This window comes from Paenibacillus agaridevorans (assembly GCF_003112455.1).
GTDB lineage: Bacteria > Bacillota > Bacilli > Paenibacillales > Paenibacillaceae > Pristimantibacillus > Pristimantibacillus agaridevorans.
The window spans coordinates 207,206-229,795 of record NZ_BDQX01000281.1; the positions used below are offsets into that span (position 1 = coordinate 207,206).

The following is a 22,590-nucleotide window of genomic DNA, read 5'->3' on the forward strand; positions in this document are numbered from 1 at the left end:
GTTATTGTCCGTTCATGCCGGTTGCGTCCGTCAGCGGAGTGCTGGGAGTTACAACAGAACCATGGAACGGGTACTCGTAATTGATTGGACCGTCGAACGTGACGTAATCCAGGTTAAGCATGAGAAGCAGGTAACGCATACCTGTTGAAGGATCGCTGATAATAATATGATCGCGGCCGGCAGCTTCAATAATGCCTTTAAATATCTTGGCATTCCATTCTGAATTGTTCTCGTAAGTCATGTAGAACGTCGCGAGCTTGCCGCGATTCAAGCGAAGAATGTTTTCGACATAGGATTCTTCCACAGCCGGCAGCGTAACCATGTTGCCGCCGCCCGGCGCAATAAACGATCCGCTGGGAACGGAGCTGGGAGGCATCATAGCGCTGGTTGGCATCATCGTTCCCTGGGACATGCCGTAAGGCGTTTGTTGTATACCACGGTTTACGTATCCGTAACCATATCCGTATGGCTGATAACCATATGGAGCTGACGTCAAGCCGATGCTGGCGTCAGAGGTGCTCACTTGTTGCTTGTATCCGAACGTACTCATTTCTAATCGTCCTCGCTTTCATGCGTGTTCATGCTGATCGGGATTTTTTCTGGATCGCATCGAAGTCTCCCGGGCTCTGGTACACCATATCGGGTATTGACCGGATATTCTTAAAGTCCAGGCAGTTGGGATCGACATCACTCCTTTCGTCCTTGGAGTAGGCGTTACACTACATGGTTAATGTATGGAAGGATGGGCGGATTGGTGACAAAATCGGATTTGGGTGGAATTGTCATCCAAGTGTCGAATTCATGAATAAAGATGGCGAACATTGTCACCGCCCATATTTTTCGGTATGATTAAAAACGATGCATTAATGATAGAGAGACGCTGCAGGCGTCTTGTCGTAAAACTCGGGAGGCTAGCTTCTGTGCTTAAGGATTTGATTGCTTTAACGAAACCTCGGCTTCTCCGGTTAAATATGTTCGCTGCGATTGGCGGATTCTGGGTAGCTTCCAAATGGGATCTCGACATCCTGCTCATGTTATGGATGTTGGTCGGCTCGACGCTGACAATGGCTTCGGCGACGGTCGTAAACAATTATTGGGATCGCGAGCTGGATCAAAAGATGGAGCGCACGCGCAATCGTACGTTACCCATGGGCCGAATGTCGCCAACGGCCGTACTTTCTTACGGCATTATACTTGGCATCGCGGGGCTCGCCACTCTATTCGCATTGGATGTATTAACCGGTCTGCTGGGATTGCTGGGCTGGTTTGTATATATTGTCATCTATACAATGTGGCTAAAGCGAAGCTCGACGTGGAGCACATCGATCGGCGGAGTCTCCGGAGCAATGCCCCCCGTTATCGGGTATTGCGCGGTAACAAATGAATTGGATGCAGGGGCGTGGCTGCTGTTCGCCCTGTTATTCCTGTGGCAGCCGGCGCATTTCTGGTCGCTTGCGATTCGTAGGGTCGAAGAATATCGGGAAGCGGGCTTCCCGCTGCTGCCAGTAGTCAAAGGCATCAAGAGGACGAAGCTTCAGATGATTCCTTACGTGCTGCTTCTGCTTCCAACTGTTGTATTGTTATACACGTATGGATACGCCGGCATTTATTTCTTGATTATTTCCGCGGCGCTGAGCGTCGTATGGCTTGTACATACCATCAGCGGACTGATGACAAAGGATACGGAGAAGTGGGCTAAGATCAATTTTTTGATCTCGGTCAATTATTTGATGATCGTCTTTGTGGCGATGATTGCGAATACGGTGAAGTAACTTAAGGACAGGCAAAGCCTCATGGAAGGTGGACTGGAAGTGGCATTTTTACGCAAACATGCGTTCAAGATCGCCGTACTGGCATTATGCGCGGTGATGGGCATCTATTTATTATTTACTTATGTTTGGAAGCCGGAAGCGCCGTTGCCCGTAATAAAGCAAGCTCCGGCTTTCGAGATAAACGATATCGACGGCAATCCTGTATCGCTCGCATCGACGAGCGGGAAAGTGCGGCTCGTGTACTATTACTTCGCGAATTGCCCGGATGTGTGTCCGCCTACGACATTCCTGCTGGCGGAAGCTCAGGAGAAACTTCGTGAGCAAGGCAAACTCGGAACGGATGTCGAGCTCATTTCCATCACGTTCGATCCGGAGAGGGATACGCCGGAAGTCATTCGCAATTTCGCCGAACGAACCTCGGCCGAGGTGGGCGACGGCTGGCACTTCTTGAGGGGCGATGGAGATGAAACAATCAAGCTGGCCAGCGAGATGAAGATATCGGTTATGAAGGATCCAGGTGGCGAAACGTTCTCCCATATGAACCTCATCGCTCTAATCGACCAAAATGACCAAATCCGTCAACTGATTAAAGGCAGCGACGAGAATCTAACCGCAAATGATATCGTAGACCAGGTCGACAGACTGCTTAAGTAATTGAAGTTGACTGGAATATCAATAAGGTTCAAAAAGCTCGGTTTTCATATCAGAATTTGTCCCAGTTCGGGGCGGGATTGGACGCTGGATACAGGATGTATGCGTCTAGTCCCGCCTTTTCCAGTTGTTCGATCAAATATTCCTCGGGCGTATTCTCAACGCCGTAATAGCCGCGCCGAGTATAGATGTGTTCGGCATCGGGGAACAGATCGCTTAAAATGCCGCGTATGCGCCGGCCGGACGAATCGTTGTCCGTAAAGACGAAGATATGTCGGTCGCCGGCTTCTTTGCGCAGCTTCTCCAGCTGAGAGGTGCCGGGCGTCCCGTATGTACACAGAATCGGCACGCGCTCATCTAGCACGCGGCGCAGCTTGCTTCTGTCGTTTTTGCCCTCAACCACGATGGCTATGTACGGATCCATAGTTAATCCCCTTTCAGACGAACATTTTGAACACGAAATATTAGCTCCAGTTTACCACATAAGAGTTCGTAATTTATTCTAAGTTGCCGTTTCCTAGATGCCGCTTCAAAGATACAAGGCCGCCCGCGACGCAAATATTATGCGCTGCGGCGGCCTTTTCACGTGAACACTCCGTTAGATGCGGATTACCAGAATCCGGCACATGCGATGATTACGAGCAAGATAAACAATACTAGAACAGTGCCTACGTTGTTGGAACCATAGCCACCGATACCTCTGTCTGCGCCTGTCATTATGGAGTCACCCCTCTACGCTAGCGTTAACATCGGACGGCTTGATGAGTGAGCTGGAGCCTCTGGTCGATTGCCGCCTGATACTCCCATCCTATGAGCGGAGGAGACGAATGCCCTGTGCGATTACCCAGTCTTGGAAAAATGGGTGTTCGGCACAATTACGCGAAACTTGTAGAACGGCAGCAGCGCCAGTGCCAGCATGAGTGCTATAAAGGCGATGTAATACGGCGATACCTGATCGCGAAGTTGCCCTGCCAGCATAGGGCCGAGAAAGGCGCCGACTGAGAAGGCGATGGAAAGCACCGAGAAAGTTCTTCCGTATTTCGTCCCGCCGCTCAATTCGATCAACAGCGTAGACAATGCCGGCAAAATAACGCCCTTTGCCATTCCGACGAACAGCAGCATGACCGCTAACGGAAGCGGCACGTCTGCAGCCATGCCAAAGTAAATAAGCGCCAGGCTTAAAGCGCCCCATAACGTTCGTTGAAAGGCGGACAGACGATTAAGAAACAGCATGCTGAGCGTAATAAGCGCTCCAATGCTGACAACGGAGAACAACAGACCGGTCGTCATCATTGCCTCGTGGCTCTTAGCGAGCAGCGGCAGCTCGAAAGAGAGGATACCCTGAGCGCAGCTAAAGGCAACCGGAAGCAAATAGATGAGCCAAGGAATCGGTAAGGATTGCGCGGGAGATGCAGCAGTACCGATAGAATTTGCTTCCGGAGGCGGCACCCTGTTTAGCTTGCCGTTAATCTCCTTAATGAACACGAGCGCGCAGATCGCCGTGCCGATCAGCACCCATCCCAAAATCGTGAAGGCGGTGGAGAACCCGATCTTGGCGACGAGGTATGCTCCCGCTGCGGGCGAGACGACGGAGGCGAGCGTGTGGACAAGTCCGTTGCCTGCCATCAGCTTGCCTTGCTCCGTAATATCATTGGTCAGTCTCGCCAGCAAGGAGAGGCAGGCGGGAGAGAGGAACGCAAGTACAAAGCCGCTGACGGAACGCAGCAATAGCAGCTGCCACGGATCCGTCACGTAGGCCTGGAACAGAAGGATGACGCCGGCTCCAAGCAGGCTGAAGACGATGAACAACCGGCTGCCGTAACGGTCCACGCCGTAGCTGGCTAATACATTGCCCGGCAAATGCGTAATGGAATACATGCCCATCATGAGACCGATAAATGACGGGGCAGCTCCGATCGAGATGGCAAACGGCGTCAGGATTGGATATTGGGCATGCAAGTCGAAGAAAGCGACGAACAGAAACAGATACAGCCACAAAGCGGTTTTCAAAGGCGGCTCCTCCTTGCTATCACTTTAACTACTTGTACGCCCTGCCCGGACAAGATATGTCTCCCGTTTCGAGCGATGCCGTTTACGCCCCCCTCCTCCGTAGGCTATAATATTTGGTAGCGCATATGTGATAGAGATATAATAAGGAGGGTTCCCTATGAATTTTTTGGATTTTTCGTCGTATGATACCGAGACATGGACGACCTTTTTTCAAGAAAATTGGCTTGTGCTCGTTATCGCTCTAGTCGTTCTTCTCATTGTCATTCGCGTTGTTAAGACAATGGTGAAGTGGGCGCTGGCCGCCGTCATCATTATCGGGGTCGTGCTGTACAGCGGCTATTCGCTGGATGACGTAAAAGAGATAGGCACAAAAGTGGTGGACACGGTCAAGCAAGAAGCTGTATCGTTGATGATCGGCGAAGCGGAGAATGCGGAGTACAAAACAAACGCGGACGGCACGTTTACGATTAAGACGACAAATGTGGAGCTGACGGGCAAAGCCGGAGATAACGAAGTAAAGGTATCCGTCAAAGGAACGCCTTCCATTACACTACAAGTGGACGAGACGATTCGAACATTTATCGAGCAAGCGAAACAAAAAGGTTAACATGCAGGCTGGCAGGTCTGCATGAAGGGAGTGGGCATTCATGCAAGACGATCCGCAAAAGCGGGAGATCGACAATCGGCGCAACTTCTCGTTCCGCCTGAACTTCTTTTTTTTCATTACGTTCGCTTTATTCAGTCTGCTGATCGTCAGGCTGGCGGTGCTGCAATTCGTCGAAGGACCGACGCTCAGCGCGGAAGGTCTGCGAAAGAGTACGCGCAATGACGCTATTGCGCCGATCCGCGGCAATATCTACGATTCGACAGGATATCCTATCGCATATTCCACATCAACCCAATCGCTTTATTACAGCATTCAGCCCGGCAAAGGTTTCGATGTCAAAGCAGAGGAAACGGCCAAGCAGTTGGAGGCCATCTTTAAGGAACTCGGCGATCCCGAGAATGCGATGACGTTCGACGACATCATCTGGCAGATGGACCTCGGCTTCACCAGGAACATCATCTCCACGCCGCGCCGGATCAAGTCTGGCCTGACCAAGAAAGAAGTCGCCTACTTTATGGAGAACCGAACAACCTTTACCGGCGTCGATATTATGGAGGAGAGCGTCCGCAATTACGATACGAGCTCGATTGCGGTGCAATTGGTCGGCTATTTAAAGAAATATAAAGGTGTTCGGGTCAATAACGAGTTCTACACCAAGAAGATGGAAGAGAAGGATCCTCAGCTCAAGTACCTGGAGGAAGAAGAGGTCGGACTCGACGGACTGGAGTTTATGTACCAGGACGTGCTTCGCGGGAAAAACGGCTTAAAATCGTATCCGGTCAACAACCAGGAGCAGATTATCGGTCCCATGCAAATTACGAATCCCGAGAAGGGCTCCGATCTGTTTCTGACCATCAACAAAAACGTACAGCTTCATACCGAGAAGTCGATTATGTCTCATCTGGAGAAAATCCGAAAGTCACCAAACAAATATGAACGGGCGCCGTACGCCCAAACGGGTTTCGCTGTAGCGATGGAGGTCGATACGGGCAAGGTTGTCGCGATGGCAAGCATGCCAGATTACGACCCTAACATTTGGGCCGGCGGCCGGATAAGTCCGGAGGATTACGAGAACTTCGGCAACGTGCTTCCTAACGGCACCATCCGGACGGTGTATGGTCCTTACGAAACAAAGGCGGAGCGCGACCAGCATCCTTCTTCGATTCTGCCGCCAGGCTCGACATTGAAGCCGCTATCGGTACTCATCGGTCTTAATGAAGGACTGTTCACTCCATCGACGGTGTTCAACGACAATGGATTGTTTACGTACGGGAAGAAAGGATATGAAACGTATATCCGAAATTCCCAAAACAAGTCTTTTGGTCCTATCGATGGGGCCAAAGCGATCACTCATTCCTCCAACACGTTTATGGCAGCGATGATTGGAGACAAATTATTTAGACGAGGTACAGTGGACGGAAAGTCCAGCGTAGAGATTTGGGACGACTACATGAAGCAGTTCGGCTTGGGCGTCTCAACGGAGAGCGGATTGCCTAACGAAATTCGCGGCGTTATCGAGTATTTCCATGAGGCCGAGGTAGGCAGTCCCCAATCCGCTCTTATTCAAGCTTCATTTGGGCAGCAGGGGCGTTATACGGCGCTTCAGCTTGTTCAATATACGGCTATGCTGGCGAACCGGGGAAATCGGATGAAGCCTCAATTCGTTAACGAAATCAAGGATTCCGACGGCAATCTGGTTGAAGGATATACGCCTGTCATTCTTAATTCGATCGATATTCCGGAGGCTTATTGGAAGGAAATCGAGACGGGCATGGATAAGGTTAGCGTACAAGGCTTCGAAGACTTCGGTCACGATTTCCGGCGGAAGACGGGAACATCCGAGCAGGATGTATCAAAGCGACGTGCGGAAAACGCGGTTTTTATCGCGTACGCGCCTGCCGACAATCCAAAATTGGCGGTAGCGGTCGTTATACCTGACGGGGGCTTTGGCGGCTACGGCGCGGCTCCAATCGCACGCCAAATCTTCGACGCTTATGACGCGGAGTTTGGCCTTGCGGGCACGCCTAACAAGGCTCTGGCTGCGAAGTTGTTCGGCGCAGCTGCCGGCGGCAATGCCGCAACTGGCACGGACGGAGAAGAAACGAATGTCGCGGGTACGGACCAGCCTGCGGGCAACGAACAGTAATATCGAGGATAAGAGAGACGGCTGCAAACGGTATAACGATGCCGGTTTGCAGCCGTCTTTTTCTATTTCTTTATCTTCTCGTGGATGTCCTTTAAAAATAAATGTTGCACTATGGAAACATTTTTGTGTATTATAAAAAAAGAGGCGCTTAATAAAATGTTGTTGCTTAGGGAAAGAAGATTGTCCCGGGTAAATAATCGATAAAAAGTGGAGGAATTGGAATGAAGAAGACGGGCAAAACAAATTCCGCGATGAGAAGGTTTATACTGACGCTGTTGTTCTTGACGGTGTCGGCTATTACAATAGCTGCTTGCGGAAGCGAAGGAGACACGACGACGGGCGAAGACGGCAAACTTGTTGTTACTGCAACGACAGGCATGATTGCGGATATTGCGGCTGAGGTAGGCGGCGATCGTGTCTCCGTAACGGGGCTGATGGGTCCGGGAATTGATCCCCATCTGTACAAGGCATCGCAAGGCGACGTTAAGAAGTTGGATGGAGCCGATATCATCTTCTACAACGGACTCCACCTGGAGGGAAAGATGGGCGAAATTTTCGAAAAGCTGGAAAACAGCAAGCCGGTCGTAGCCGTATCGAAGTACATCGACGAGTCCTTGCTTCATGGCAACTCCAGCGTTGCCGGCGGCGGGGCGCATGATCCGCATATTTGGTTTGATGTCAAGCTGTGGATGTCGGCTGTTGAGGTGGTCAGAGATACGTTTAAGGAGAAGGATGCTGCAGGCGCCGATTATTACGAGACTCAGGCAGCGGCCTATCTCGCGGAGCTGGAGGAGCTGGACGCTTACGCGACCCGGCAAATTGCACAAATTCCGGAGAAAAGCCGTATACTGGTAACCGCCCATGACGCTTTCGGCTACTTCGGTGAAGCATATGGATTGCAGGTGAAGGGTCTGCAAGGCATGAACACGATGTCGGAATACGGCTCCAAGGATGTAAGCAAGCTGCGGGATTTCCTGGTGGAGAACGAAATCAATGCTGTATTTATCGAATCCAGCGTCTCCTCCAAGTCGATCGAATCCGTGATCGAAGGCGCGAAGGAGCTGGGACACGAGGTGAAGATCGGCGGCCAGCTGTATTCTGACGCCATGGGTGATCCCGGCACCGTGGAAGGTACTTATATCGGAATGGTTAGACATAACGTAGATACGATTGTCAGCGCATTGAAGTAGCTTGAAGACGAGGCGCTGGCGACAGACGAAAGGAACGAGTGAGATGAGCATATCTAATGCGATTCCAGGAGCATCCGCAGCGGCGACGCAGGGCGCCTCGCCGCTTGCGATAAACGGGCTAAGCGTAGCCTATCAGAAGAAGCCGGTGCTGCGGGGCGTCACCTTCGAGGTGAACGAAGGCGAGCTGATCGGCGTTATCGGACCCAACGGCGCGGGCAAATCGACCATGATCAAGGCGGCCCTGGGGCTCATTCCTGCGATCGGTGGAGAAGTGCTTGTATATGGCAAAAGCCTGAAGAGCCAGCGCAGGCTGATCGGTTACGTGCCGCAGCGCGAATCGGTCGATTGGGATTTCCCTACCAATGCCCTGGATGTCGTTTTAATGGGCACATATGGCAGGTTGGGATGGTATCGCCGCCCCGGCGCGAAGGAGAAGGCGTTCGCGCTCGATTGCCTGAGCAAGGTCGGCATGGCTGATTTCGCCGATCGCCAGATCAGCCAGCTGTCCGGCGGTCAGCAGCAGCGTGTCTTCCTGGCCCGGGCGCTGGTGCAGGACGCCAAGCTTTACTTTATGGATGAACCGTTCGCAGGAGTCGACGCAGCGACGGAGAAGGCGATTATTACCTTGTTGCAGGAATTGAAGCGGCAAGGCAAGACGGTTATTGTGGTCCATCACGACTTGGCGACCGTGAAACAATATTTTGACTCCGTGCTGTTGCTCAACGTGGAGCTGCAAGCATTCGGACCGACCGAAACGACATTTACGCAGGAACAGCTCCAGCACACTTACGGAGGGCGACTCTCGTTCCTCGATCCCGGATCGCTTGCCGTCTCTGGCGCAGGCGGCGGGGGTGGGCGGCCATGAGCAATTTCTTTACGATGCTGGCCGATCCCAACATGCGTTGGATCTTCTTCGGCTGCATGCTGCTTGGATTAAGCTCTGGCGTGATCGGCAGCTTCACGTATTTGCGGAAACAAAGTCTGGTCGGCGATACGCTTGCCCATGCGGCGCTTCCAGGCATCTGCATCGCCTTCATGCTGACCGGCGTCAAGTCTATCGGCATCTTCCTGATCGGTGCAACCCTCGCCGGCATCGTGGCGACGTTTGGCATCGGCTACATTACCCGTCACTCCCGGTTGAAGCAGGATGCCGCTCTCGGTATCGTCCTTAGTTCGTTTTTCGGTCTGGGAATCGTGCTGCTGACCTTTATCCAGCATGGCGATTATGGCAATCAGGCCGGCCTCGACAAGTTTTTATTCGGCCAGGCGGCAGCCATGGTCGGCTCCGATGTCATGACGATGTCGGTTATGTCCGCCTTTCTCGTGACGATATGCGCGCTATTGTTTAAGCAATTCAAGCTTATCTCGTTCGATCCCGGCTTCGCGAAGGGACTCGGATATAACGTTGGTCTGCTGGAGCAGCTTCTAATGCTGCTGGTCGTGGTGGCGGTCGTGGCCGGCGTTCAGGCTGTAGGAGTCGTATTGATTGCCGCGCTGTTGATAACGCCAGCCGTATCCGCTCGTTACTGGACGAACCGGCTGGGCACGATGATCATTCTGTCTGGCGCTTTCGGCGCCCTGAGCGGCGCGCTTGGTACCTGGATCAGCTCCTCCGTGTCGAACCTCCCGACCGGCCCCGTCACGGTGCTGGCTGCGACAGCGGTGTTCGTCCTGTCCGTGCTGCTCGGGCCGGAGCGGGGACTTCTTGCGAAACGCATCTTACAGGCGAGAGTAAAGCGAAGTTTCCTGAAGGAGAATGAAGTTCTTCATACGGCGTCCGGGGAACGAATGAAAGGGGAGACGGCAGGATGAGCGACTTCTGGATTTTGCTAACGGGCAGCCTTGTAGCGGCGTGCTGCGGCATCGTCGGCGTATTCCTCGTACTCCGCAAGATTGCGATGATCGGCGATGCCATCAGCCATTCGGTAATGCCCGGCATCGTAATCGCGTTTCTGATCAGCGGTACGCGAGATTCGCTGGTCATGATGTTCGCGGCGCTGCTGTTCGGATTGCTGACGACGTTCCTGATCGGACTGTTCCAGCGCAGCGGCATTCAATCCGACGCTTCTATCGGCGTCGTATTCACGGCACTGTTCGCCATCGGCGTTATACTGGTGAGCTTGTTCGCCAGACAGGTGCATCTCGATCAGGATGCTATTTTGTATGGCGAAATTGCGTTCGTGCACTGGAATCTATGGGAGGTTGGCGGCGTAAGCATGGGACCGAAGGCCGTATGGCTGCTGGGAGTTACGCTGATCGTGATCGCCGCCGTTATCGGTTTGTTCTACAAGCAGTTCAAGCTGTGCGCATTCGATCCGGCGCTGGCCGCGGCCATCGGCATTCCGGTTGCTCTGTTCCACTACATGCTGATGGGGCTCGTCTCCATGGCAACGGTAAGCTCCTTCGAGAGCGTCGGCGCCATCCTCGTCGTGGGCATGCTCATCATCCCGGCTTCCACCGCGTACCTGCTGACGGATCGATTGGGCATGATGATCTCGCTTAGCATAGCGGTTGGCGTTGCCAGCACGTTCGCGGGTTATGGCGCATCCATTATTCTGGACGCCTCCATTGCGGGTTGCATCGTATGCGCGGCTGGACTATTATTTGTGGCGGCTTTCCTGTTGTCTCCATCTCACGGCTTGATCAGCCGAAGACTTCGACAGCGCAAGCTGGCGGCCGAGACGACGGCCAACGGGGCGAGAGCGGTCTAAATACGAGACCGATCATAATTTGGAGAGATGTTTCATCCTTGTTTTTGAGCAAGGGCGGAACATCTCTTTTTATCTTCCCCAGCATTTGGTTTCTCCCCGATTTGTGATAAAATAGGCAGGTGTGCGAATGAAGGAGTTGACATCATGACGAATTATAAATTGCTTGCGCTGGACATGGACGGAACGCTGCTTAATGAGCTTTCCGAGATTAGCGCAGAGAACGCGAAATGGATTGGCAAGGCGCTTGATGCCGGCGTCACCGTCAGCTTTTCGACGGGTCGGGGCTTCGAGAGCGCGCTGCCTTTTGCCGAGCAGCTAGGCCTGACTACGCCGATGATAACGGTCAACGGAGGCGAGGTGTGGTCGCGTCCGCATGTGCTGCATAAACGCACGGAGCTAAGCTCCATCTACGTGCAGCGGCTGCATGAGCTGGCGCTTCAGTATCCTGAGGTATGGTACTGGGCGTATACGACCCAGCGGATCTACAACAAGGAGCGCTGGTTCGGGCAAGACGAAAAGTACGAGGATTTCCACTGGCTCAAGTTTGGCTATTACACCGAGGACGACCGGGCAAGGGAAGCCATATTGGCAGAAACGAGCACATGGGGAGCTTTCGAGATTACCAACTCTTCACCCCATAATATCGAGCTTAATCCACTGGGCGTATCCAAGGCCAGCGCCCTGCGAGAATTATGCGCTCTGCTCGGCATCGAGATGAGCCAGGTTATCGCTGCGGGAGACAGTCTAAACGATATCGCGGCCATTCGCGAAGCCGGATTAGGCGTGGCGATGGGCAACGCACAGCAGGTCGTAAAGGAGGCGGCGGATGCCGTTACGCTGACTAACGATGAGAACGGAGTCGCCGAAATAATCAAGAAGTACATATTCGGAGGCGAATCGTAATGGATATTCTAGGCTGGTCGCTAATCGTTCTGCTCTTTGTCGTTGGCATGGCGGGGGCAATCTACCCCGTGCTTCCGGGAGTCCTTGCGATCTATGCGGCTTTCTTCGTCTACGGCTGGTTCTTCTCGTTCGGGGACTTCGATTGGATCTTCTGGACGATCCAGACGCTGATTGTCGTGGTCTTGTTCGTTGCGGATTACGCGGTCTCGGCATGGGGAGTCAAACGGTTTGGAGGGACGAGGGCGTCCGTCATCGGCAGTACGATCGGTATTATCGCAGGTCCGTTCGTCATCCCGGCGTTCGGACTTATCATCGGGCCGTTCGCGGGAGCGGTCATCGGCGAGCTGATCGCGGGCAAAAACGTCGAACAGTCGCTCAAAGCAGGCTGGGGAGCGCTTGTAGGTTTATTTACAAGCGTCGTAGTGAAGGTCATCCTGCAAGCCGTTATGATCATCCTGTTCATCCTTTGGCTAGTATTCTAAAAGGTAGTTCACCCCCACAGAGAAGGCGGTTAGAGACATGGTTAAAGTTACGGTATGGAATGAATTCCTGCACGAGAAGATTCATGATGAAGTGAAGACGGTGTACCCGGACGGCATTCATGAGGCACTGGCGAAGGGGCTTGCTGCGGCGGACATCGAGCTCGCGACTGCGACGCTGGAAGAGCCGGAGCATGGCCTGACGGAAGAACGTCTGAACAATACGGACGTGTTGATCTGGTGGGGCCATATGGGCCACGACAAGGTCGAAGACGCTATCGTCGACCGCGTTCAGCAGCGCGTACTGGAAGGCATGGGGCTGATCGTTCTTCATTCGGGACACTTCTCCAAAATATTCAAGAAGCTGATGGGTACCGGCTGCGATCTGAAGTGGCGTGAAGCGAACGAGAAGGAACGGATCTGGGTCGTAAATCCGGCGCATCCCATCGCCGCAGGTTTGCCGGAGTACATAACGCTGGACCATGAAGAGATGTACGGCGAGCACTTCGATATTCCCGCTCCGGACGAGTTGATCTTCGTAAGCTGGTTCGAGGGCGGCGAGGTATTCCGGAGCGGATGCACGTTCAGCAGGGGTCAAGGCAAAATTTTTTACTTCCGCCCTGGTCACGAGACATTCCCGACCTATTACAATCCGCAAATTCTGCAAGTCATACAGAATGGCATCCGTTGGGCGGCTCCATCGCGCGCTGCCGCGCCAGTACGAGGCAATCATCAGCCGCTAGAACCAATCGGCGGCAAGATGCCTAACCAGGGTTAAGGAGAATGGAACGAAAAGCATGGTAAAAAAAGACACATTAATCAAAGGCACGATTATCCTTGCGGCTGCTGCGCTGACAGCTCGATTCCTGGGGCTGTTCCAGAAAATACCTTTGGCCTACATGTTAGACCACAAAGGCATGGTTGCCTTCAATGCCGCCAATTCCATCTACCTCGTGCTCCTGCTTGTTGCTACTGCAGGCTTCCCGAGCGCCATCAGCAAAATGGTATCGGAGCGATATGCGCTCGGCAAGGAAGGCGAGGCCAGAAGAATCTATCATGCCGCGCTTGTGTTCGGAGCCGTATCCGGGCTTATTCTTGCCGTGGCGCTGTTTGCGCTTGCCCCCGTTTTCGCGGTGGTCTCGAAAGAAGAATACACTATGCTTTCCGTACGCGCTATCGCTCCCGCATTGTTAGTGTTTCCCGTTATCGCGATGATGAGGGGCTACTTCCAAGGCAGGCAATTCATGACGGCAGGCGGGACTTCGCAGATCGTGGAACAATTGCTTCGCGTCGGTCTCGGCATCGGTCTCGGACTCATCGTATTGGCGCTCGACTGGGGCGACAATTGGGTGGCCGCTACGGTTACGTTCGGCAGCGTGTTCGGAGCAATCGGCGCCTTTGCGGTTATGTTGCGATTCGCCCGGAAGCTGAAGGTGCAAGATGCATCGACGACGCCTCGATTCAATGGCGAGGCAGCCGCTGCGCTCATGCGCTTCAGAAGTGTTTCGAGCGTATCCTCCGATCTTCGCTTCCGATCAATATACGCTGAAATTTTCAAGATGTCTTTGCCCGCCTTGGTAACTTCCACAGCGATCAATCTGATTTTTGCATTCGACCAGACGTTATTCCTTAGACTGACGGGGGAGTTCTATTCGGCCGAGGCAGGAATCGAAGCGTTAGCCGACTTCGGAGCCAAGGCAATATCGCTTGCGGGCATTCCGCCTATCTTGGCAATCGCACTCGGTTCTTCGCTTATTCCCGTCATTGCCGCTGCCTACAAGCTTAAAAATATGGGCGAAGTGCAGCGGCAGGCATCCGTCGTTATGCGGGTTGTATGTTTCACGGGCGTACCGCTCGCGCTTTTGTTCACGGTAGCGGCATACTCCATCATCGGTGTGCTCTTTCCGCTGCCGGAAGACGGATCCGGTCCTACGGGCAGCGGCGCGGTAGCCGCGCTTGCGGCAGGAACAATTCTGCAGATTACGATGATGACAACGAACTCCATTCTTTACGGGATGGGCAAGCAACGAATCTCCATGCGGCATACGCTGATCGGATTAGTATTGAAGGTAGTCGTCAGCGTTGCACTCGCGCCGTTCCTCGGCGTATATGGTCTCATCATCGGCTCTACGGTCTGCTTCGTCGTGACGACGATGATGAATCTGCGCTTTATTAACGGAATAGTCAAGTTGAAAGTACTCGGCAAACGCTGGATGCCGTACCTCGTCTCCATCGCTGTCGCCGCGCTTGGCGGGTGGGGAGCGGAGACGGGAATGCTGTCATTAACCGACAGCTGGATTCCGAAGCTGTCCTACTTCTTCGCAGCCGCTGCCGCTTCCATTGCCGTGGTGGCGTTGTATGGCGCGATGCTGGTCCTTCTTAAGGTTGTGACAGCGGAAGATGCTGCTTCGTTGCCGGCTCGACTGCGTAAACCGTTCCTGAAAGTACTTCGAATCGTTTCTCGCGCTTAATCAGGAAAGTATATTTTGGCGATTTTCCCTTTCCAATCATTTACAAGCATTTACCAACTCTAGTACAATAGTATTAATTTTCTTGATGCTTGTCCGATTTTTAACCTCGAATAAACCTATCAGACAGGAGATTCACAATCGAAGAATAGCGCCATTTATGAGGCTGTCGATTCATTGTGGACGGCGCAGTTAAGCAAAGGTTGATCGTAACGCTCGTAACGGACACCACAGTCGCTATTTCGCAAAAATGAGCCCTGTTCAAATTGTAACGGACACAGACGACCTTACTTACGTCAAAACCGCATAGAATGGGCGGAAATGCACCAAATAGCGTCATCTGAGTCCGTTCGATTTTCAATACCGCGAAAATGCTGCAAATAGAGGCTCAGAGGTCCGTTAGCGAAAGCAGAACGTTTCAGCTCCGTTACTCACAATGAATCGACAGCCTCTTTATGTCCGTTAGGCAGTGAGAGACTGGACGTTATTGGGTTTTTGGATCACTTTCGGGTGATTTTGTTCTTGAATAATCATGGGAGAATAAGAGTTTTATAGGGATGCCATTATGGGTTAAGGGGAGAAGCGGGATGAAGAACAAGCTGCTTAAGAGGGCGGCCGTTGCCGCTCTTGCTCTGGCTGTCATGATCGTGACGGGCTGCCAGGCGATCGCGGGGCTGGATTTGAATGCGGTGCTGAAAAATGCGGTTAAGGTGACTTCCGGCGAAAGCAAATCGTCGTTGGAGCTTCAGCTCAGGCTGAATGAAGAAGCGCTTGCGGAATACGACGAGGACGAAGCGGACTTATATCGTTTATTATCTCATGTGAAGCTGACAATTGACCACGCCGCTGTTGAGGATGAATCCAATATGTCGGTAGAAGGTAAAGTAACTTTAAGCGATTTGAACATTCCATTTAAGCTGCGCCTGTCGGAGACGGCAATGGTGCTGGAGCTCGAGGGCGTGACAACGCCAATCGTATTCGATCTGACTGACGAAGCAATCGGTTCGATGTTTGACATCGAAACTGATTCGGGTAATGGGATCTCCGCGGAGCAAGAGGGAACGTTGACTGAGGTCGGTCGTCAGATCATGGATTTTGTTAGCGGGTATGCTATCGATAACTTGCCGAATCCAAGCAACCTGACCGCGGCGCCAGTTGTAGAGACGGTTGGCGGCAGCCCTGTCTCTATGATGAAGCTGCAATTCACGATGGACGGACCGAGCATCTGGGAATGGGCCAAAACCTACGTGAATGCGTTGATCGATGATCGCGAAGGTCTGACTAACGCTGTCAGCAGCATTCTGAAGCTGCTTGAGGAGAATCCGGTCTTCTGGGAAGCTCTGGGGGAAATTAATCCGTTCGAAGGCGATGTTCTGGATGCGCCAACCTCCGACGAGATGGCGGAGGAAGCGGTCGAAGAGATCATCACGCTGCTGGAATCCGCCCGGGAAGAGATGGAATGGACGGAGTCCGAGGACGAGGAGTTCCTGAACGAATTATTAAACGAGTCGCTCGTATTGAAAGCCGATGTGTATGTAGATGCAAAGCTCGACATTCGCAAGCAGGCGTGGGAATTAAACTACGAGCTGGGCGAAGCGTTAAATGATGAATATTACGAATCCGTTGTAACGGGCTTTACAGTCAAGTCATCGTCCGAACAATGGAATGTGAACGGAACCGTAACGGCAGCTGACCCTGTTGTGACGGACGATTCACTGTCCATTCTGGATATGGAGCTGATGGAAGGTTATGAAGCTTTGCAATACGTAGATGAGGATTCTGACCTGTATGAGCTGCTCAAGAACAGATTGCATATTACACGTCAAACCTATCATGCATTCGCCGATGATTACTACAACCCGCCGATTATTATGCCAGGTTACGTCACGGTTGTGGCGGTCCGAGATGTAGCGGAAGCCTTTGGAGCAACGGTCTCCTACAATTCGCTCACTCGCCAGGTATCCGTATACGACGAGCTGACAGATACCCGCATCATTATGCAGATTGGCAGCGATAAGGTGAAGGTAAACGGCGTGGACGAAGTATGGCCTTACCCCGTCATGACGATCGACAGCGTTACGTATGTGCCGGCCCGCAAGCTTGCGGAGGCTCTTGGCGCGGATATCGAGTGGAATACGGTGTATGAAGATTGGAAGGAATTAACGATTACACGCGAGTAGGGAGGAAACGACATGCAGAAACTAACGACGGACTCCGAATTCCGCGAAGCCGTCTCGGGCAAGGAGCTGACCATTGCCGTATTCAAGACGACGTGGTGCAAGGATTGCCATTTCATCGATCCTTTTATGCCGGAGCTGATTGCTTTTTATGAAGGCCGCGCGCGGTTCGTGGAGATTGACCGCGATGATCTGCCCGATCTGTGCTCGGAGCTGAATATACTCGGCATCCCCAGCTTCATCGCCTTTCATTCGGGACAAGAGCTGATCCGGTTCGTCAGCAAGCTTCGCAAGTCCCGCGACGAAATACAGCAGTTCGTGGACAGGGCCATTGAGGTCAGCGCGGCGGTAAATCGCGATTAACGATATGTGAAACGCGCGTCAAGGAAGTCCGTTCGGAACTTGCCATGAGCTTCATGGTTATCCGATGCGGACTTTCCTTGCGAATAGCGTGATATGTCGCGCCAAGCACAGCAGCTTAGTGATATCTTCAAGCTTGTGTCAATCCCGTGACTGTCCTTGCTGGAAGCGGCAAGTTCACATTTTCAACATGGCTTTTGCCCGTGCCAATGGCTATAATTGAACTGATCTATACGGAGTAAGTTCAAACTTCTTAACTGAGTATCGGAGCGTAGCAGAGCTACGTGAGAAACGGAAGGTTCGGCTGAATTCAATGTTCGATGTCGAGTAATCTTCGGGGAATACTTCGTAATGGGAAGCGGACTTTTTAAACTACATCTATACGGACTTTTATGGAAACAGGTGATGAATGATGGTAACCGGCCGTTTTCGCGCGTTTGCGATTGCATCGTGCATCGGAATGCTTCTTGTACTGTTAGCCGGAGCTTTAGTAACGAATACCGACTCTGGCCGCGGCTGCGGCGATGATTGGCCGCTGTGTCACGGCAAATTCATCCCCGCCTATACGCTTGAGACCGCTATCGAATTATCCCACAGAGTCGTAAGCGCCTTGGAAGGCATCCTCGTGCTCGGAGTGACCATTGCCGTGTATCGCAAATACCGCAGCAACCGCGAGGTTTACAAGGAGCCGATGTTCTATGCAAACGGAGCGCTTCTATTTACCATTATTCAAGCGCTGATGGGCGCGGCAGCCGTAAAATGGTACCAATCGCCTCCGGTCATGGCCATTCACTTCGGCATTTCGATCATCGCTTTCGCCGCTACCATGCTGCTCGTCATTTGGACCTATCGAGCGAACCGGCCCGTGCGGGAGAAACCTCTGCGCGTTCCCGGAATGGTGTACAAGTGGGCGCTGGCGACGTCGGTTTTCTGTTATGTTATTATTTATTTGGGCGCTTATATCCGTCATACGGAATCAGCCGGCGGCTGCGTGGGCTGGCCGTTGTGCAACGGGGAAGTGATCCCCGAGCTGTCTGGCGCGACTGGTATCGTCTTTATCCACAGAGTAGGAGCTATCCTTTTCGGCTTAATGGTAGCCGGATTGTACCTGTACATTCGCAAAACGACTGGAGAGGACTCGTCCCTGTCAAAAACCGCAGGCTGGGTAACGCTGCTGCTCGTAGCTCAAATCATGAGCGGCGCATGGCTGACCGCGACAGTCGGCAATGATAACTGGTTTATCTTCACGAGTCTTGTTCATAACTTGATTATCGTAGCATTATTCGGACTATTAATGGATATTCTCATTCGTTCCTGGCGGCTGAGGGAAGGACGTGGACAAGCATGACTTTCGCGAACTTGCGCGAATTTATAGAAGTATTGAAACGCGACGGAGATCTGGCTATTATCGAGGCTCCGGTGGATCCTTATCTGGAGCTTGCAGAGATTCATCGCAGAGTAATCGAGCAAGAAGGCAAGGCGCTGCTCTTCACGAACGTGAAGGGCAGTCCTTTCCCTGTCGTCACTAATCTGTTCGGCACGGATCGCCGCGTCGATCTTGCTTTCGGTCCCAAGCCGGAGGCGTTGATGAAGACCATTATCGGCGCGACGGAACGGATTATGCCTCCGACGCCGAAGGCGATCTGGGGAGAGCGCGGACTTATCTGGGATATGATGAAAGTCGGCATGAAAACGGTGCCGAACAGCAACGCTCCTATCCTTGGCGAATTAAAGAAGTCGAAGCCGCTTGCCGGTCTGCCGGCTATAACAAGCTGGCAAGAGGATGGCGGTCCGTTCGTCACGCTGCCGCTTGTGTACACGGAAAGTCTCAAATCGCGCAAAAAACATAATCTTGGCATGTACCGGATGCAAATTTTCGACGATTCCACGACGGGGATGCACTGGCAAATACATAAAGGCGGCGGCTTCCATTATTACGAAGCGGAGCAGCGCGGCGAAGCGCTGCCCGTATCCGTGTTCCTGGGTGGCCCCCCGGCATTGATCGCATCGGCTATCGCGCCGCTGCCAGAGCATCTTCCCGAGCTCCTGATGGCGTCGCTTATACTGGGAGAGAAGCTGCCGGTCGTTAACGATCCGCAAGGCGGCCATCGAATGCCTGCCGAAGCGGAGTTTGTCATCAGCGGCAAGGTGCCTCCGCATCTTCGCAGACCCGAAGGACCGTTCGGCGACCACTTCGGCTATTATTCGCTAGTCCATGATTTCCCTGTATTCCAGGTGAGCCATATGTGGCATCGTAAGGATGCCATCTATCCGGCCACTATCGTAGGCAAACCGCGGCAAGAGGATTATTATCTGGGCGAATTCCTGCAGCGCTTGCTGGCTCCGGCATTCCCGATGGTCATGCCGGGCGTCAGAGAGCTGTGGGCTTACGCGGAGGCAGGCGTACATGCGCTTGCTGCCGCCGTTGTGCGGGAGTCGTATTCCCGCGAAGCGCTGTCCACTGCGTTTAGCATCCTGGGTCAAGGACAGCTTACGCTTACGAAGTTCCTGATGCTGACGGATCAACCAATCGATCTGTCCCGGTTCGACGTCCTTATGGAGACGGTCCTGGAGCGCTTCCGGCCGGGGAGCGATTTGTTCGTCTTCGACGAAACGTCGCATGATACGCTCGACTATACAAGCGGCAAACTTAATCACGGCAGCAAGGCCGTCATGCTTGGCGTCGGTGAACCGATCCGCAAGCTGCCTTCGCAATATACGGAAGGCGCTATTGAAGAAATTACGAACGCGAAACCATATTGCAAGGGATGTCTGGTTGTCTCCGGGGCATCGTACGAACGCGAGCCTGCACTGGCAGAACGTCTGCTGGAGCGTCTGTCGGCACGAGGAACGGAATGGCCGCTTATTATATTGGCCGACGATGCCGATATCGCAGAGGGACAGACATCCTTCCTGTGGACCGTATTCACAAGATTTAATCCTGCGGACGATATATATGCCAAAGCGGAAATCAAGCGGCACCACTTCGGATATCAACTGCCGATCGTTATCGACGCCAGGATGAAGCCGGGTTACCCTGACGAATTATTCCCGCGCGAAGACATCGTGAAGCTGGTGGACAGCCGCTGGAGCGAATACAAGCTGTAAGGAGGCGCGAGCGACATGCTTCGATTTATGTTCGGCGAGACGGAGAGAGAGCCGGCAGGAGGCTTGCGGGAGACGTACGAGCTGCTGGAGGAGTTCGCCTCTCTTGCTTCTTCGCGCATTAAGTCGGGAGCTGGTAATGGCGAGAGGCTGCGCAAGCTGGAGATATGGGCGAGAGGGCTGCGATCCTCGCTTGCGGAGCTGGAACAGAGCCAATACGCGGCCAGCGTACTCAAGAATAGGATAAGCTCCGATTCGGTCAAGGAAATGTCGCCCGAGGAACGGTTGAATTACGATCGATATGTCTATTTCGACAAAAATGCTTTCATTCGCGTCTTCTCGCTTCTGGACAAGCTGGGCACGCTGCTCAATGAATTGCTTGAGATGAAGACGGAACGCATCAAGCCGCATTTCTCCTACTTCACCGTTCTACGGCATATGAGGGAACGCAACGCGCACCCGAAGCTGACCTGGAAGCTGAACGAGGTTAAAGAACAAACCAAAGATGCGACTAATCGGCTGCGCAAGCGGCGCAATACGGAAATTCATTATATGAATTCGGAGATGCACGACGATCTCATCCAAAGTCAACGCATGTATGGCGAGGAGATCAAGCTGGAGAATCTCGGTCAGCAAGGCGATGATCTGGCCGTATGTTTGCATATGGTCATCGAATCGTTACGGCTGACCTTCCGCTATGGCAATTCGCTGCTCAAGAGCAAGAGCTTATAATCCCGGGAGAGGGTGAATATGCGTGGAGCTGAAAGGCAAAACGGCGCTCGTGACCGGCAGCGCCAAAGGTTTGGGGAAACGAACGGCGCTTGAGCTTGCCGGGCAAGGCTGCGATGTCATCATCAATTATTTGGAATCCGAACAGGAAGCTCTGGAAGTGAAACGATTGATCGAGCGGATGGGGCGTCGAGCCATTACCGTACAGGCGGATATCGCTACGATCGAAGGCGCGAACAAGCTGGCGGACGAAGCGGAGGCTTGGGCGGGGGGCGTCGATATTCTCGTCAACAACGCGGGCCCGTTCGTACGCAAGCGCAGGCTCTTTAGCGATTACGACGAAGAGACGATCATTCGATTGCTGCACGGCAACCTGTTGAGCGTCATGCTGCTGGATCATCGTCTCCTTCCTCATATGCGGAAGCAGAGATGGGGACGTATCGTACACTTCGGTTTCGGCCATGCCAACGAAGCGCGGGCATGGCCGCATCGCGCGGTATACGCGGCGGCGAAGACCGGTCTGGTATCGTTTACGAAGTCGCTGGCGGTGGAGGAAGCTCCGTTCGGCATTACCGTAAACTTGATTGGTCCCGGCGATATTCGCGGCGTCAACAAGGAGCGTTCCATCGAAGAAGCGGAGACCGAACATGATCCGGAATCGCCGCTGGGACGGCCAGGCACGGGCGAAGATGTCGCGCGCGTCATTTTGTTCCTCTGCGAGCGCAAGTCAAGCTTCCTGACGGGCAACGTCATAGACGTCACGGGCGGCTTCGACCCGATCCGGGCGAATATTAAGGATCTGTGAATTCTTGTTAGTAACGAAAAAAGAGTCTTATCCGCCAAGGGCAATACCCCCGGGGATAAGACTCTTTGCGTCTTAGAATACTTGAACGACTTCTACGACGCCGTCTACTTCTTCGAGCAAAGCGCGTTCGATACCGGCCTTAAGCGTAATCGTCGAGCTAGGGCAGCTGCCGCAAGCGCCCATCAGGCGGAGCTTTACGATACCGTCCTCCACGTCGACCAATTCTACGTCGCCTCCGTCGCGTTGCAGGAAGGGGCGAAGTTTATCCAGTACGTCCAGCACTTCGTCGTACATTGTTTCTTGAACTTGTTCACTCATTGCAAATCACTCCTTTCTACCCTATTATAGTACAAAGCGAAGCAGATGAAAATGGTTCGCAATCCGTAATCCTAAAATGCGAGTTCAAAAAGTCTGATTTTCAGTACCGAGAAGGTTGTATGAAGAGTAGGGACTGAGGAGCGGAGCGTAGTGGAAGCT

Annotated in this window: 23 protein-coding genes and 1 pseudogene; 18 read left to right on the plus strand and 6 right to left on the minus strand. The window is 53.0% G+C overall.

Features of this window, described 5'->3' with window-relative positions:
* Position 1: 1 nt before the first annotated feature.
* Complete coding sequence (gene gerQ / locus PAT3040_RS23140) at positions 2-550, minus strand: spore coat protein GerQ (RefSeq protein WP_108994548.1); 549 nt, start codon at positions 548-550, stop codon at positions 2-4.
* Positions 551-596: 46 nt separating this feature from the next.
* Positions 597-671, minus strand: a pseudogene (locus PAT3040_RS38955) (cell wall hydrolase); the annotation flags it as partial.
* Positions 672-866: 195 nt separating this feature from the next.
* On the opposite strand from PAT3040_RS38955, the gene cyoE reads away from it, so the two are divergent.
* Positions 867-1,772, plus strand: coding sequence for a heme o synthase (gene cyoE / locus PAT3040_RS23150; protein WP_087570589.1), 906 nt, complete (start codon positions 867-869; stop codon positions 1,770-1,772).
* 39 nt (positions 1,773-1,811) lie between these two features.
* On the plus strand, positions 1,812-2,426 hold the full coding sequence (locus PAT3040_RS23155) for an SCO family protein (protein ID WP_181376784.1): 615 nt from the start codon (positions 1,812-1,814) through the stop codon (positions 2,424-2,426).
* A 49-nt stretch (positions 2,427-2,475) separates the two neighbouring features.
* On the opposite strand, the gene PAT3040_RS23160 is transcribed toward PAT3040_RS23155, so the two are convergent.
* The 3 genes from PAT3040_RS23160 to PAT3040_RS23170 all read right to left on the minus strand — a co-directional run bounded on the left by PAT3040_RS23160 (position 2,476) and on the right by PAT3040_RS23170 (position 4,433).
* Positions 2,476-2,847: a ribonuclease M5 gene (locus PAT3040_RS23160; RefSeq protein ID WP_108994550.1), complete on the minus strand. Its 372-nt coding sequence runs from the start codon at positions 2,845-2,847 to the stop codon at positions 2,476-2,478.
* Positions 2,848-3,032: 185 nt separating this feature from the next.
* Positions 3,033-3,140: a sporulation protein YjcZ gene (locus PAT3040_RS38960; RefSeq protein WP_108994551.1), complete on the minus strand. Its 108-nt coding sequence runs from the start codon at positions 3,138-3,140 to the stop codon at positions 3,033-3,035.
* Positions 3,141-3,263: 123 nt separating this feature from the next.
* Complete coding sequence (locus PAT3040_RS23170) at positions 3,264-4,433, minus strand: MFS transporter (RefSeq protein WP_108994552.1); 1,170 nt, start codon at positions 4,431-4,433, stop codon at positions 3,264-3,266.
* Positions 4,434-4,590: 157 nt separating this feature from the next.
* On the opposite strand from PAT3040_RS23170, the gene PAT3040_RS23175 reads away from it, so the two are divergent.
* From PAT3040_RS23175 to PAT3040_RS23250, 16 genes are all read left to right on the plus strand, one after another.
* Positions 4,591-5,040 carry a hypothetical protein gene (locus PAT3040_RS23175; RefSeq protein WP_087570534.1) on the plus strand — a complete coding sequence of 150 codons (450 nt, stop codon included), beginning with the start codon at positions 4,591-4,593 and terminating at the stop codon, positions 5,038-5,040.
* A gap of 40 nt (positions 5,041-5,080) precedes the next feature.
* Positions 5,081-7,186: a peptidoglycan D,D-transpeptidase FtsI family protein gene (locus PAT3040_RS23180; protein WP_108994553.1), complete on the plus strand. Its 2,106-nt coding sequence runs from the start codon at positions 5,081-5,083 to the stop codon at positions 7,184-7,186.
* A gap of 221 nt (positions 7,187-7,407) precedes the next feature.
* Positions 7,408-8,376, plus strand: coding sequence for a metal ABC transporter solute-binding protein, Zn/Mn family (locus PAT3040_RS23185; protein ID WP_108994554.1), 969 nt, complete (start codon positions 7,408-7,410; stop codon positions 8,374-8,376).
* A gap of 43 nt (positions 8,377-8,419) precedes the next feature.
* Entirely contained in the window at positions 8,420-9,241 is an 822-nt protein-coding gene (locus tag PAT3040_RS23190; RefSeq protein WP_108994555.1) for a metal ABC transporter ATP-binding protein, read from the plus strand.
* Positions 9,238-10,188, plus strand: a complete 951-nt coding sequence (locus tag PAT3040_RS23195; protein WP_108994556.1) for a metal ABC transporter permease — start codon at positions 9,238-9,240, stop codon at positions 10,186-10,188. The genes PAT3040_RS23190 and PAT3040_RS23195 overlap by 4 nt, the downstream gene beginning before the upstream one ends.
* Positions 10,185-11,087: a metal ABC transporter permease gene (locus tag PAT3040_RS23200; protein ID WP_108994557.1), complete on the plus strand. Its 903-nt coding sequence runs from the start codon at positions 10,185-10,187 to the stop codon at positions 11,085-11,087. Before PAT3040_RS23195 ends, PAT3040_RS23200 begins: the two co-directional genes overlap by 4 nt.
* Positions 11,088-11,231: 144 nt before the next feature.
* On the plus strand, positions 11,232-11,990 hold the full coding sequence (locus PAT3040_RS23205) for a Cof-type HAD-IIB family hydrolase (protein ID WP_108994558.1): 759 nt from the start codon (positions 11,232-11,234) through the stop codon (positions 11,988-11,990).
* Entirely contained in the window at positions 11,990-12,472 is a 483-nt protein-coding gene (locus PAT3040_RS23210) for a DUF456 domain-containing protein (RefSeq protein ID WP_108994559.1), read from the plus strand. Before PAT3040_RS23205 ends, PAT3040_RS23210 begins: the two co-directional genes overlap by 1 nt.
* A 37-nt stretch (positions 12,473-12,509) precedes the next feature.
* Entirely contained in the window at positions 12,510-13,247 is a 738-nt protein-coding gene (locus PAT3040_RS23215) for a ThuA domain-containing protein (protein ID WP_108994560.1), read from the plus strand.
* A gap of 19 nt (positions 13,248-13,266) precedes the next feature.
* Positions 13,267-14,940, plus strand: coding sequence for a putative polysaccharide biosynthesis protein (locus PAT3040_RS23220; protein ID WP_108994561.1), 1,674 nt, complete (start codon positions 13,267-13,269; stop codon positions 14,938-14,940).
* Positions 14,941-15,524: 584 nt separating this feature from the next.
* Positions 15,525-17,117 carry a copper amine oxidase N-terminal domain-containing protein gene (locus PAT3040_RS23225; protein WP_181376785.1) on the plus strand — a complete coding sequence of 531 codons (1,593 nt, stop codon included), beginning with the start codon at positions 15,525-15,527 and terminating at the stop codon, positions 17,115-17,117.
* 12 nt (positions 17,118-17,129) lie between these two features.
* On the plus strand, positions 17,130-17,477 hold the full coding sequence (locus PAT3040_RS23230) for a thioredoxin family protein (protein WP_108994563.1): 348 nt from the start codon (positions 17,130-17,132) through the stop codon (positions 17,475-17,477).
* A 406-nt stretch (positions 17,478-17,883) separates the two neighbouring features.
* Complete coding sequence (locus PAT3040_RS23235) at positions 17,884-18,822, plus strand: COX15/CtaA family protein (protein WP_307719174.1); 939 nt, start codon at positions 17,884-17,886, stop codon at positions 18,820-18,822.
* Positions 18,819-20,582 carry a UbiD family decarboxylase gene (locus tag PAT3040_RS23240; protein ID WP_108994565.1) on the plus strand — a complete coding sequence of 588 codons (1,764 nt, stop codon included), beginning with the start codon at positions 18,819-18,821 and terminating at the stop codon, positions 20,580-20,582. The genes PAT3040_RS23235 and PAT3040_RS23240 overlap by 4 nt, the downstream gene beginning before the upstream one ends.
* Before the next feature lie 15 nt (positions 20,583-20,597).
* Positions 20,598-21,311, plus strand: a complete 714-nt coding sequence (locus tag PAT3040_RS23245) for a Cthe_2314 family HEPN domain-containing protein (protein ID WP_087570548.1) — start codon at positions 20,598-20,600, stop codon at positions 21,309-21,311.
* A gap of 28 nt (positions 21,312-21,339) precedes the next feature.
* Entirely contained in the window at positions 21,340-22,113 is a 774-nt protein-coding gene (locus tag PAT3040_RS23250) for an SDR family oxidoreductase (RefSeq protein WP_087570590.1), read from the plus strand.
* 72 nt (positions 22,114-22,185) lie between these two features.
* Here the strand turns inward: PAT3040_RS23250 and PAT3040_RS23255 are convergent, their stop codons facing one another.
* A complete protein-coding gene (locus tag PAT3040_RS23255) occupies positions 22,186-22,431 on the minus strand; it encodes a NifU family protein (RefSeq protein WP_087570549.1) in 246 nt (81 codons plus the stop codon).
* Positions 22,432-22,590 lie beyond the last annotated feature (159 nt).

Bases quoted from the DNA above. Each gene is read 5' to 3' on its own strand.
- PAT3040_RS23195 (WP_108994556.1), top strand. From the start codon at position 9,238: ATGAGCAATTTCTTTACGATGCTGGCCGATCCCAACATGCGTTGGATC.
- PAT3040_RS23225 (WP_181376785.1), top strand. From the start codon at position 15,525: ATGAAGAACAAGCTGCTTAAGAGGGCGGCCGTTGCCGCTCTTGCTCTG.
- gerQ (WP_108994548.1), bottom strand. From the start codon at position 550: ATGAGTACGTTCGGATACAAGCAACAAGTGAGCACCTCTGACGCCAGC.
- PAT3040_RS38960 (WP_108994551.1), bottom strand. From the start codon at position 3,140: ATGACAGGCGCAGACAGAGGTATCGGTGGCTATGGTTCCAACAACGTA.
- PAT3040_RS23160 (WP_108994550.1), bottom strand. From the start codon at position 2,847: ATGGATCCGTACATAGCCATCGTGGTTGAGGGCAAAAACGACAGAAGC.
- cyoE (WP_087570589.1), top strand. From the start codon at position 867: ATGATAGAGAGACGCTGCAGGCGTCTTGTCGTAAAACTCGGGAGGCTA.
- PAT3040_RS23220 (WP_108994561.1), top strand. From the start codon at position 13,267: ATGGTAAAAAAAGACACATTAATCAAAGGCACGATTATCCTTGCGGCT.
- PAT3040_RS23230 (WP_108994563.1), top strand. From the start codon at position 17,130: ATGCAGAAACTAACGACGGACTCCGAATTCCGCGAAGCCGTCTCGGGC.
- PAT3040_RS23245 (WP_087570548.1), top strand. From the start codon at position 20,598: ATGCTTCGATTTATGTTCGGCGAGACGGAGAGAGAGCCGGCAGGAGGC.
- PAT3040_RS23190 (WP_108994555.1), top strand. From the start codon at position 8,420: ATGAGCATATCTAATGCGATTCCAGGAGCATCCGCAGCGGCGACGCAG.
- PAT3040_RS23180 (WP_108994553.1), top strand. From the start codon at position 5,081: ATGCAAGACGATCCGCAAAAGCGGGAGATCGACAATCGGCGCAACTTC.
- PAT3040_RS23175 (WP_087570534.1), top strand. From the start codon at position 4,591: ATGAATTTTTTGGATTTTTCGTCGTATGATACCGAGACATGGACGACC.
- PAT3040_RS23210 (WP_108994559.1), top strand. From the start codon at position 11,990: ATGGATATTCTAGGCTGGTCGCTAATCGTTCTGCTCTTTGTCGTTGGC.
- PAT3040_RS23215 (WP_108994560.1), top strand. From the start codon at position 12,510: ATGGTTAAAGTTACGGTATGGAATGAATTCCTGCACGAGAAGATTCAT.
- PAT3040_RS23205 (WP_108994558.1), top strand. From the start codon at position 11,232: ATGACGAATTATAAATTGCTTGCGCTGGACATGGACGGAACGCTGCTT.
- PAT3040_RS23235 (WP_307719174.1), top strand. From the start codon at position 17,884: ATGATGGTAACCGGCCGTTTTCGCGCGTTTGCGATTGCATCGTGCATC.
- PAT3040_RS23200 (WP_108994557.1), top strand. From the start codon at position 10,185: ATGAGCGACTTCTGGATTTTGCTAACGGGCAGCCTTGTAGCGGCGTGC.
- PAT3040_RS23255 (WP_087570549.1), bottom strand. From the start codon at position 22,431: ATGAGTGAACAAGTTCAAGAAACAATGTACGACGAAGTGCTGGACGTA.
- PAT3040_RS23185 (WP_108994554.1), top strand. From the start codon at position 7,408: ATGAAGAAGACGGGCAAAACAAATTCCGCGATGAGAAGGTTTATACTG.
- PAT3040_RS23240 (WP_108994565.1), top strand. From the start codon at position 18,819: ATGACTTTCGCGAACTTGCGCGAATTTATAGAAGTATTGAAACGCGAC.